This is a genomic window from Rhodococcus sp. MALMAid1271 (genome assembly GCF_049195265.1).
GTDB lineage: Bacteria > Actinomycetota > Actinomycetes > Mycobacteriales > Mycobacteriaceae > Rhodococcoides.
In genome coordinates, this window is the sequence record NZ_JBMIRQ010000065.1 from 91,516 (window position 1) to 100,666 (window position 9,151).

The window sequence follows — 9,151 nt, forward strand, 5'->3', positions numbered from 1 at the left end:
ATGGCCGGCTACCCATGTGGCCGTTGCAGTGCTGTCGGTACTGGTTTTACTGGTGACCGGCTTCGCATGGCGCAGCGTAGACAGTCTCAGATCCAACATCGCCACTGCGGGCGGTCTCGGCCTCGGCGGTGCCGCAGACGGTGCGGTCGACATTCTGATGGTCGGCACCGACAGTCGGACCGATGCCCACGGCAATGCACTGTCCCCGGAGGAACTCGCCTCGCTCAATGCCGGTGAAGAGGTGGCGTCGAACACCGACACGATCGTGCTGATTCGGGTCCCGAACGACGGTTCGTCGGCCACCGCCATTTCCATCCCTCGCGATTCGTACGTGGAGGTGCCCGGAATCGGCATGTCCAAGATCAATGCCGCCTACGGCGCGACCAAGGAGACCAAGCGGCTCGAGCTGGTGGAGCAGGGCGTCTCGGACGCCGATGCGGAGGTACAGGCAACCGAGGCCGGGCGCGAGGCACTCATCGATTCGGTCGCGAATCTGACCGGGATCACCGTCGACCACTACGCGGAGGTGGGCCTGCTCGGCTTCGTCCTGTTGACCGATGCTGTCGGCGGCGTCGAGGTATGTCTGAACAATCCTGTGGACGAGCCGCTCTCGGGTGCAAATTTCCCGGCAGGGGTGCAGAAGCTCTCCGGTTCCCAGGCCTTGAGTTTCGTTCGACAACGGCACGATCTGCCCCGCGGCGACCTCGACCGCATCGTGCGTCAACAGGTGTTCATGGCCTCGCTGGTGCGGAACGTGTTGAGCGCCAAGACGTTGAGCAATCCGGGAAAGCTGGCCCAGCTCAGTACTGCGGTGCAGCGTTCGGTGACACTCGATTCCGATTGGGACATTCTGCAATTCGCCACTCGGCTACAGGATCTCGCGGGCGGCAAGGTCAAGTTCGAGACCATCCCGGCGGTCGACATCAACGCCACGACCGACTACGGCGAATCGATCGTCCAGGTCGACCCGGCCGCGGTGAAGAAGTACGTCGAAGGTCTGCTCGACGACGGCAACTCGGCGCAGAACAATTCCGAGGGTTCCGATGCGCCCGAGATCGACCCGTCGACGGTCACCGTCGACGTGGCGAACGACAGCGGAATCGACGGGCTCGCCAACGGTGTCGCCGGTGCGTTGACGCAGTTGGGATACGTCGGAGGCACCATCGGAAACTACGAGGGCACGTCGATCTCCGCGAGCCGAATCCAGGCGGCCGATGTCGACAGTGATGCTGCTCGCGCGGTCTCGGCTGCGCTCGGCGGACTGCAGATCGTCACCGATTCTTCGCTGCCTGCAGACACGGTGCAGGTGGTGCTCGCCGACGACTACGCCGGCCCGGGTTCGGGGCAGGCGGCGACGGCAGAAACCGTTGCTCCCGAAGCCGGTACGGCAGTTCCGGAGACTCCCGCAGCTCCGATCGACGCAGGTTCCACCGGGCCTATGTGCGTCAACTGACGGACGGTGTGGCGCATCCTCATGGTGCAGGAGTGGAGCCTGCGGAACGACCCTCAGGTGCAGGAGTGGAGCCTGCGGAACGACCGTCGGTGGAAGGCGTGCAGCCTGCGCGGGGTCCGTGATCTAGGGTTCGGGGTGTGGCTTCGAACCTGACTCAGACCTTGCTCGACCCCGTCCTTGCCGCTGACCCTGCCGGTCCGCGTATCACGTTCTACGACGACGCCTCCGGCGAGCGGGTCGAGGTCTCGGCGGTGACGCTCGCGAACTGGGCAGCCAAGACAGCGAATCTGTTGTGCGACGAGTTGGGCTTCGAGGCGGGCGGCAAGGTCAGTGTGTTGTTGCCCGCGCACTGGCAGACCGCCGCGGCGCTGCTCGGTGTGTGGTGGGCAGGCGGCGAGGTGGTGCTGGGGGCCGTGGACTCGGCCGACGTCGCGATGGTGCCTGCGGATCGACTCGACGAGGCACCGGATGTGGACGAGGTGCTGGCGTTCTCGCTCGATGCTTTCGGCAAGGCCGTGCCGGATCTGCCGGTGGGAATGACCGACTACGCAACCTCGGTGCGGGTGCACGGGGATCAGTTTCGGGTGTCGGGTAGCGGGTCGGGAGCGGCGGCGTTGGACGGTCGTTCGGTGGACGAGGTGCTCGTGGCCGCGCGAGAGCGGGCCTCTGCCCGCTCGTTGACTGCTGCCGACCGGGTGATGTCGAGTGCGTCGTGGAGCACTGCCGAGGAGCTGATCGACGGCCTGCTCTCGGTTCTCGTCGCGGGCGCCTCGTTGGTTCAGGTGGCCAATGCCGACGAGGGAAAGAACGATCGACGCGCCGATACCGAGAAGGTCACCACGGTCCTGTCTTGAACGGCCGCCTTCACGTGCCCGTTCGGTAGCCGCCGTCCGCGAGTCCGGCCTCGATTTCGTACTTGTTTGCCGGTCCTCGGTGGCGAACTTCCTCGGCGAGGTACCGGAACGGGAAGCTCAGCCCGAACCGGGCCCATTGGTCTGCGTGCACGGCTTCGTGCCGTATCACTCGGCGGCCGGTGTTGTCCTTGGTCAGATACGCGCCTCCGAACGTGGTTCCGCCCCGTCCGAATCCGCCGCGCAGTCCGGTGCACACGAAGATCGAGAACTCGTGGTCGAAGTGCGCTGTTCCGCCCCACAAGCGGGCGTACCGCAACGCCAGCGTCGTCACCGCAACGGACTGCCACCGGCCTCGACCTGCTAATCGAATCTGCTCGCGCCGCGACGTCGCGTTGCTCATCCCAGCAGCGTCGTGCGCAGAGCTCTGTCTTTCTCCAGCACCATGGCCTCGAGCGAGGCCTGAAATGCCGACATTCGTTCTTGCAGAGCCGGATCGGAGGCACCCAGTATCCGTACTGCGAGCAGTCCTGCGTTGCGGGCACCGCCTATGGAGACCGTCGCTACCGGAACCCCTGCCGGCATCTGGACGATCGAGAGCAGCGAGTCCATGCCGTCGAGGTATTTCAGCGGTACTGGTACACCGATCACCGGCAAAGGCGTCGCCGAGGCAACCATGCCGGGCAGGTGTGCCGCTCCCCCGGCACCGGCGATGATCACGCGGATTCCACGGCTCGCGGCGTCGCGGGCGTAGTCGAGCATCCGCTGCGGTGTGCGATGGGCGGACACCACGCCCACCTCGAATCGAATTCCGAACTCGGCCAATGCTTCTGCGGCGGCTTCCATGGTCGGCCAGTCGGAGTCGCTGCCCATGATCAGGCCCACTGCAGGAGTGGAGCCCGCGGAACGACCCTCGGATACAGGAGTGGAGCCCGCGGAACGACCCTCGGATGCAGGAGTGGAGCCCGCGGAAAGACCCTGCGGTGCGGAATCGGTGGCGGGGTGGTCAGTCATCGTGCGGATCCCATCCGTCGGTCCATTCGGCGTGCGACATCCAGTGCGCTGCGCGCTCGGCCCGCTCCCGCACCGAGGCCACGTACTCCGGATCGGCGAGGGAACCGGACGGTGAGCCGAGGATGTTCACGTGCCCGATTTTGCGGTCTTTGCGCTCACCTTTGCCGTACAGGTGCACCTTCGCGTCGGGCATGCGCGCGAAGAGGTGATGAAGCCGCTCGTCCATGGTCATCCGGGGTGCCTCGGGTGCGCCCAGAATGTTGGCCATCACGGTCAGTGGGGCCAGTGGATCGGTGTCACCGAGTGGGTAGTCCAACACCGCTCGGAGGTGTTGCTCGAACTGCGAGGTACGGCACCCGTCCATGGTCCAATGCCCGGAGTTGTGGGGGCGCATGGCGAGCTCGTTCACGAGAAGCGTGCCGGAGGTGGTCTCGAACAGTTCCACCGCCAGATCTCCTACTACTCCCAGCGCGCCTGCGATGTCGAGGGCCAGTCGGCCGGCGGATGTGGCGACGTCCTCGTCGAGATCGGGGGCGGGTGCCAGGACGACGGCGCACTGACCGTTGCGCTGCACCGTCTGTACGACGGGCCAGGCAGCACCTTGGCCGAACGGCGATCGTGCGACCATGGCCGACAGCTCGCGGCGCATGGCGACCTTCTCTTCCACCATGAGGGGTACACCCAGGTCGAGTTGGGCCGTGACGATGCGCTCGGCTTCCTCCGCGTCGGCGGGCATCCACACTCCGCGTCCGTCGTATCCGCCGCGGATTGCTTTGAGGACGACGGGCCACCCGTGCTCGTCTCCGAAGGCGATGGCGTCCTGCGCGCTCGACACCTCCGCGTAGGCGGGTCCTGGCGCACCCAGTTCTGCCAGTTTGCGGCGCATGCGCAGTTTGTCCTGCGCGAAGATCAGGGCGCTCGGCGGCGGCTGCACGTTGACGCCCTCGGCGACGAGAGCCTCGAGGTGCTCGGTCGGCACGTGCTCGTGATCGAAGGTGACCGCATTGGAACCGGTCGCGGCGGTGCGCAAGGCATCGAGATCGTCGTGGGAACCGAAGACGACATCGGGACTGACTCGAGCCGCGGGCTCGTCTGCACCTGCCGCCAGCACTCGGAGCGTCTGACCGAGCTCGATGGCGGACTGATGGGTCATTCGGGCGAGCTGACCGCCGCCGATCATCGTCACCACGGGCATTCCGGTCGACGACGGGCGCGCGGCGTTGGGGCGCGGTTCGATACCTGTCACGGCTCACCATGGTGTCACGTCGTGTGCGGTCCGTCCGAACCGGCAGCCCTCCGCGAGAACGTCGACCTGCCGGGGACCTGTGGAAACCCTGATGATCCGTGCGTCGGTTCGTCGGATCGGGGCTGTGTTTCGTAGACTTCTCCGTTGTGCCGACGATCGAGAGCGTGCTTCGACGCTTACCCAAGCCCGTCCGGGACCTTGCGGTTCGTCACAGCGAGCTGATCAAGTTCGCCATCGTGGGCGGCACGACAATGGTTTTCGACCTTGTGATCTTTTATTCCCTGAGCTTGACGGTGCTCGAGCAGAAGCCGGTGATCGCCAAGATCATCTCGGGCGTTTCCGCGACTTTGTTGAGCTACTTCCTCAATCGTGAGTGGGCGTTCAAGCATCGGGGCGGACGAGAACGGCACCACGAGGCGCTGCTTTTCTTCGTCATCAGCGGTGTCGGAGTGCTCATCGCGGCTGGTCCGCTCTGGATCGCGAACAACATCTTCGACATTCGCGACACCAGTGAGTCGTTGACGATGGTGGTGATCATCGACTTCGTTCTCAACTACATCATCGGCAATCTCCTGCAGATGGCGTTCCGGTTCTGGGCGCTGCGGCGCTTCGCGTTCCCCGAGGAGAACGCGCGCACGATCCTCGAGGTCGACGCCGAGCGAACCGGGGACACGTCAGAGGCCGTCGATCAGCCCTGACCGGTCACCTCGGCTCTCGGCGGGGCACGGTAGGTGTGTGCTCACGCGAGGCGGGTAGAAAGACCGAGAACAGGGCGGGCCGACGGCGCTGTAGTTCCAGCCGTCCGCCATCGGCTTCGATCAGTGCCCGCGCGAGTGCGAGTCCGACGCCGGTGGAGCCTGCGCCGGAGAATCCTCGGTCGAAGATGTGCGGGGCCAGCTCGTTGCTCACTCCGGGGCCCTCGTCGGTGACCTCGACACAGACCAGTCGCTCACGCCGAGGGTCGGGGCTTTCGCCACCGGACACCGCTCGCACCGACACGGTGCAGCCGCCGTCGCCGTGTACCAGAGAATTGTCGACCAAGACCGACACGGCTTCTCGCAGCCGGGAGCCCGTCACCGACGCGGTGAGTTCGGCGTCTCCCTTGAGTACCAGGTTGCGGCCTGCATCCTCGAAGTTCCGCCGCCATTCGACGACTGTTGCGGTCAGTTCCTCGATGACCGATACCTCGTGCGCATCGGCGGCGCCGTCGCTGCGGGAGGAACGAACGAGTTCGTCGATGGCGAGGGTCAGCCGGTCGACTTGGTCCATCGCCTCGTTCGCCTCGTCCACCACCGCCGGGTCCGGGTGGGTGGAAATCTCGTCGAGCCGCAGCCGCACTGCAGTCAGTCGGCTTCGGAGTTGGTGCGAGACGTCGGCGACCAGCGTGTGTTCTCGTTGGAGTCGGCCTGCGATCTCGACGGTGGCCGAGTCGAGCACCTCCGAGACGCGGTCGAGTTCGGCGATGCCGTGCCGCCGGGCATCAGGCCGGAAGTCACCCTCCGCCAGTCGCGCGGCGCGACGGGCCACATCCTGCAGCGGATCTGCCAGTCGTTTTGCCGTCAGGACGGCGACGACTGTGCCTGCAAGCGCCGATGCGAGCACGACGAGTGTCACCGCGCCGAGTGCTTGGCGCTGGAGGGACCGCATCTCGTCGGACGGGACATCGAGTCGCAGTGAGCCGGAGGTACCCATCGACAGCGATTCCACGAGCGGTCGATCCACGAATGCCTCGCCGATGTCTGCGCGCGACGCGGCGTCGGCCGGAGTCGGGTAGATGACCACCAGCCGGCCGCCCTGCGGAATCGCCAGCCTGAGCGAGCCGATGTCGAGCTGACCCTCGATCAGACCCGCCGAGCCCTCCTGGGAGATGATCTCCGCTGCCATGCGGTCCAGGCGTGCTTGCAAGTCGTTGCGGGTGAAGTCCTCGACCCACAACCACGCGGTGTACATCAGAGGGATACCGAGCAACAACGCCGTCATGACGACGACGGCCAGTATCGAGACCAGAATTCGACGTCGCATGGACTGCTAGTCGCTGTTGATGCGGAAACCGACGCCGCGCACCGTTGCTATTCGACGCTCGGCAACAGGACCTTCGTCCCCGATCTTGCGTCGCAACCAGGACATGTGCATGTCCAGTGTCTTCGATCCGCGCAGCTCTGCATCGCCCCAGACCTCACGCAGGATCACTTCACGGGAGACGACCTGACCTGCGTGGTCGAGTAGGACCTTGAGCAGCTCGTACTCTTTGTTCGCGAGTGAGATCTCGGTGCCGCCGACGAGTACGCGTCGCGCGGCCGGTTCGAGGCGGATGGCACCGACCTCGATCGGGGAGTCCTCTCCGGCACCGCGACGTCGGAGCAGGGCACGAACGCGGGCCATGAGCTCGGCGAGTCGGAAGGGTTTGCCGACGTAGTCGTCCGCTCCGGCATCGAGGCCCACCACGAAGTCGACCTCGTCGGTTCGTGCGGTGAGCATGAGGACCGCCACCTCGGATCGGTTGGCCCGTACCTGCCGACACACCTCGAGGCCGTCCATTCCGGGAAGTCCCAGATCGAGGATCAGCAGATCGAACTTCCCGTCGAGGGCGCGTTGCAAGGCGGCAGGGCCGGTCTGTTCGACGGTCACCGTGTACCCCTCGCGCCCGAGAGCGCGGGACAAGGGCGCAGCGATAGCTTCGTCGTCTTCTGCAAGCAGCACATCGGTCACATCGGACACCCTACGGTTCGAAAGTGAGAACAGCCTGTGTTACCTGCGTTTTCCGGCTCGCCAACCGGGCTTGGGCTCGGCGGCCGAATCCTCGGGCGACGGCTCGAAGGGGGCCTCGCCGCCGTGCATGGATTGGCGGCGGTACTCCATCGAGTCGAAGACTTGCTGGTAGAGCAGAGAGTGGACGCGCTGAACGCGCGGAATGTCGTCGAATTCGAGTGGATCGTCCGACGCGGAGGCGATGATGAGCGTTCCCGTACCCAGCATTCGATCGAGCAAGCCGTGGCGAAACTGGACGTTGCTGATTCTGCTCATCGGAATGTCGATGCCGGAGTGGGTGATCACGCCCTGACGGATCAGTACTCGCCTGTCGGTGACGATGAAGTGGGTGCACTTCCAACTGATCAGTGGAACCAGGCACCGCCATCCCACCAGCGCCGCCCACACCACCGCTACGGCGATCATGGCCACGTTCGCGGCGGTGGATTCGAGTCTCGCACTCGCAGCGCCGAGTGCTACACCAGCGATTCCTGTGACGAGCACGAACGTGATCGACGGAAGGATCAGCATTTTCCAGTGCGGGTGATGATGAAGCAGCAGCTCTTCCTCGTCTGCCAACGCATCCTGTGGGTAACCCACGAGCACTCCTGACTGTTCGCTACGGCATCGGTCGAGGTGAGGGTCTTACGAGACGGGTCGCAGATGCGTGACGTCGCCTGCCGCGACCGCAAGTACGGACGGTCGAGCCGAACCGGTCTGCTCCATCTCGATGACGATTCTGCCGTGTTCGTCGACGTCGGTGGCGGTACCGAACTTCTCCTCGCCACCGGGGAGGTCGACACGGACGCGTTGTCCGATGGTGCCGCACCGCTCTCTATACCTGCGGGCGAGCGCATCGGTCCCCCAGTTCGAGTCACGCCAGGAATCCACTTCGGCGGCCACCCCGCGCAGAATCGCGCGCACCAGAGTGTCGCGATCGAGAACAGCGGCCTTTTCCACTGCGAGCGACGTGGCGGTGGCAACCGGCAATTCCTCGGCCGTCATCGAGACGTTGACCCCGAGCCCGATGACGACCGTCGGGGACGGTCCGTGGGCCGCGACCTCGGCGAGGATGCCCGAGACCTTCTTCCCTCCGATGAGGACGTCGTTGGGCCATTTGAGTCGGGCATCGACCTCGGCGACGGTGCGCAACGCGTCGACGAGGGCAACTCCGGTCATCAGCGGTAGCCATCCGAGCACCGCAGGATCGATGCCGGGGAACTTCAGCAGCATCGACAGGAGGATCTGCGAGCGAGGCGCCCCCGAGAACGATCTCGAATGCCGCCCGCGTCCACTGTCCTGGTATTCGGCGATCAGGGCTGTCCGGTCCGCGTAGTTCGCGACCCCTTCGACGAGGTCGGCGTTGGTCGAACCGGTTTCGGCGATCACATCCACCCGAGACCACGATGCCTGCGGTCCGTCCACCAGTGCCCGGCGAAGGGCACGGACATCCAGTGGCGGGCGATCGAGATTTGTCCACATGCGAGACAGCATATGGGCTCGGTGACGATCCGATGTCCTCGGCGAACCACCCTCGGTCGGGTCGCAGATCACGCTCGCAGTTAAAGTGTTGCCCCATGACCAGCGTCCAGGATTCCACTGCACATGGGTCGGCCGAAACCCCCGATATTCATACCACTGCGGGTAAGTTGGCTGATCTTCGTAAACGTCTGACGGTGGCGGAGGTTCCATCGGGTCAGGCGGCGGTGGACAGGGTCCACGCGAAGGGCAAGTTGACGGCGCGGGAGCGGATCACGGCGTTGCTCGACGAGGGGTCGTTCGTCGAGCTCGATGCGTTGGCTCGGCATCGTTCGGTGAATTTCGGGTTGGGTGAGAACC

Annotated in this window: 11 protein-coding genes; 4 read left to right on the plus strand and 7 right to left on the minus strand. The window is 65.2% G+C overall.

Features of this window, described 5'->3' with window-relative positions; translation table 11 throughout:
- Positions 1–16: 16 nt before the first annotated feature.
- Together ACOQFP_RS08555 and ACOQFP_RS08560 are read left to right on the plus strand one after the other, a co-directional pair.
- Positions 17–1,453, plus strand: coding sequence for an LCP family protein (locus tag ACOQFP_RS08555; RefSeq protein WP_421584023.1), 1,437 nt, complete (start codon positions 17–19; stop codon positions 1,451–1,453).
- Between the two features lie 137 nt (positions 1,454–1,590).
- Positions 1,591–2,307 carry a TIGR03089 family protein gene (locus tag ACOQFP_RS08560; protein WP_206489817.1) on the plus strand — a complete coding sequence of 239 codons (717 nt, stop codon included), beginning with the start codon at positions 1,591–1,593 and terminating at the stop codon, positions 2,305–2,307.
- Between the two features lie 10 nt (positions 2,308–2,317).
- Here ACOQFP_RS08560 and ACOQFP_RS08565 read toward each other — a convergent pair whose 3' ends face one another.
- From ACOQFP_RS08565 to ACOQFP_RS08575, 3 genes are all read right to left on the minus strand, one after another.
- Positions 2,318–2,707: a hypothetical protein gene (locus tag ACOQFP_RS08565; protein WP_206489816.1), complete on the minus strand. Its 390-nt coding sequence runs from the start codon at positions 2,705–2,707 to the stop codon at positions 2,318–2,320.
- Complete coding sequence (purE, locus tag ACOQFP_RS08570) at positions 2,704–3,177, minus strand: 5-(carboxyamino)imidazole ribonucleotide mutase (protein WP_341243339.1); 474 nt, start codon at positions 3,175–3,177, stop codon at positions 2,704–2,706. Before purE ends, ACOQFP_RS08565 begins: the two co-directional genes overlap by 4 nt.
- Positions 3,178–3,310: 133 nt before the next feature.
- A complete protein-coding gene (locus ACOQFP_RS08575) occupies positions 3,311–4,564 on the minus strand; it encodes a 5-(carboxyamino)imidazole ribonucleotide synthase (protein WP_421584024.1) in 1,254 nt (417 codons plus the stop codon).
- A 146-nt stretch (positions 4,565–4,710) separates the two neighbouring features.
- Here ACOQFP_RS08575 and ACOQFP_RS08580 point away from each other — a divergent pair, with 146 nt between their 5' ends.
- Positions 4,711–5,262 carry a GtrA family protein gene (locus ACOQFP_RS08580; protein WP_421584025.1) on the plus strand — a complete coding sequence of 184 codons (552 nt, stop codon included), beginning with the start codon at positions 4,711–4,713 and terminating at the stop codon, positions 5,260–5,262.
- A 4-nt stretch (positions 5,263–5,266) separates the two neighbouring features.
- On the opposite strand, the gene ACOQFP_RS08585 is transcribed toward ACOQFP_RS08580, so the two are convergent.
- The 4 genes from ACOQFP_RS08585 to ACOQFP_RS08600 are packed head-to-tail and all read right to left on the minus strand — an operon-like array spanning position 5,267 to position 8,794.
- On the minus strand, positions 5,267–6,586 hold the full coding sequence (locus ACOQFP_RS08585; RefSeq protein ID WP_206489813.1) for a sensor histidine kinase: 1,320 nt from the start codon (positions 6,584–6,586) through the stop codon (positions 5,267–5,269).
- A gap of 6 nt (positions 6,587–6,592) precedes the next feature.
- Positions 6,593–7,273 (minus strand): response regulator transcription factor, encoded by a 681-nt coding sequence (locus tag ACOQFP_RS08590; protein ID WP_206489812.1) that lies wholly within the window; start codon positions 7,271–7,273, stop codon positions 6,593–6,595.
- Between the two features lie 39 nt (positions 7,274–7,312).
- Positions 7,313–7,912, minus strand: a complete 600-nt coding sequence (locus tag ACOQFP_RS08595) for a PH domain-containing protein (protein WP_206489811.1) — start codon at positions 7,910–7,912, stop codon at positions 7,313–7,315.
- Between the two features lie 45 nt (positions 7,913–7,957).
- Complete coding sequence (locus ACOQFP_RS08600) at positions 7,958–8,794, minus strand: biotin--[acetyl-CoA-carboxylase] ligase (protein WP_341245189.1); 837 nt, start codon at positions 8,792–8,794, stop codon at positions 7,958–7,960.
- 95 nt (positions 8,795–8,889) lie between these two features.
- Here ACOQFP_RS08600 and ACOQFP_RS08605 point away from each other — a divergent pair.
- A partial coding sequence (locus ACOQFP_RS08605) for a carboxyl transferase domain-containing protein (RefSeq protein ID WP_421584026.1) occupies positions 8,890–9,151 on the plus strand: 262 nt, incomplete at its 3' end.

What these genes read in the sequence shown, in the direction of transcription:
- purE (WP_341243339.1), bottom strand. Translation starts at nt 3,177, where the DNA reads ATGGGCAGCGACTCCGACTGGCCGACCATGGAAGCCGCCGCAGAAGCA.
- ACOQFP_RS08565 (WP_206489816.1), bottom strand. Translation starts at nt 2,707, where the DNA reads ATGAGCAACGCGACGTCGCGGCGCGAGCAGATTCGATTAGCAGGTCGA.
- ACOQFP_RS08585 (WP_206489813.1), bottom strand. Translation starts at nt 6,586, where the DNA reads ATGCGACGTCGAATTCTGGTCTCGATACTGGCCGTCGTCGTCATGACG.
- ACOQFP_RS08600 (WP_341245189.1), bottom strand. Translation starts at nt 8,794, where the DNA reads ATGTGGACAAATCTCGATCGCCCGCCACTGGATGTCCGTGCCCTTCGC.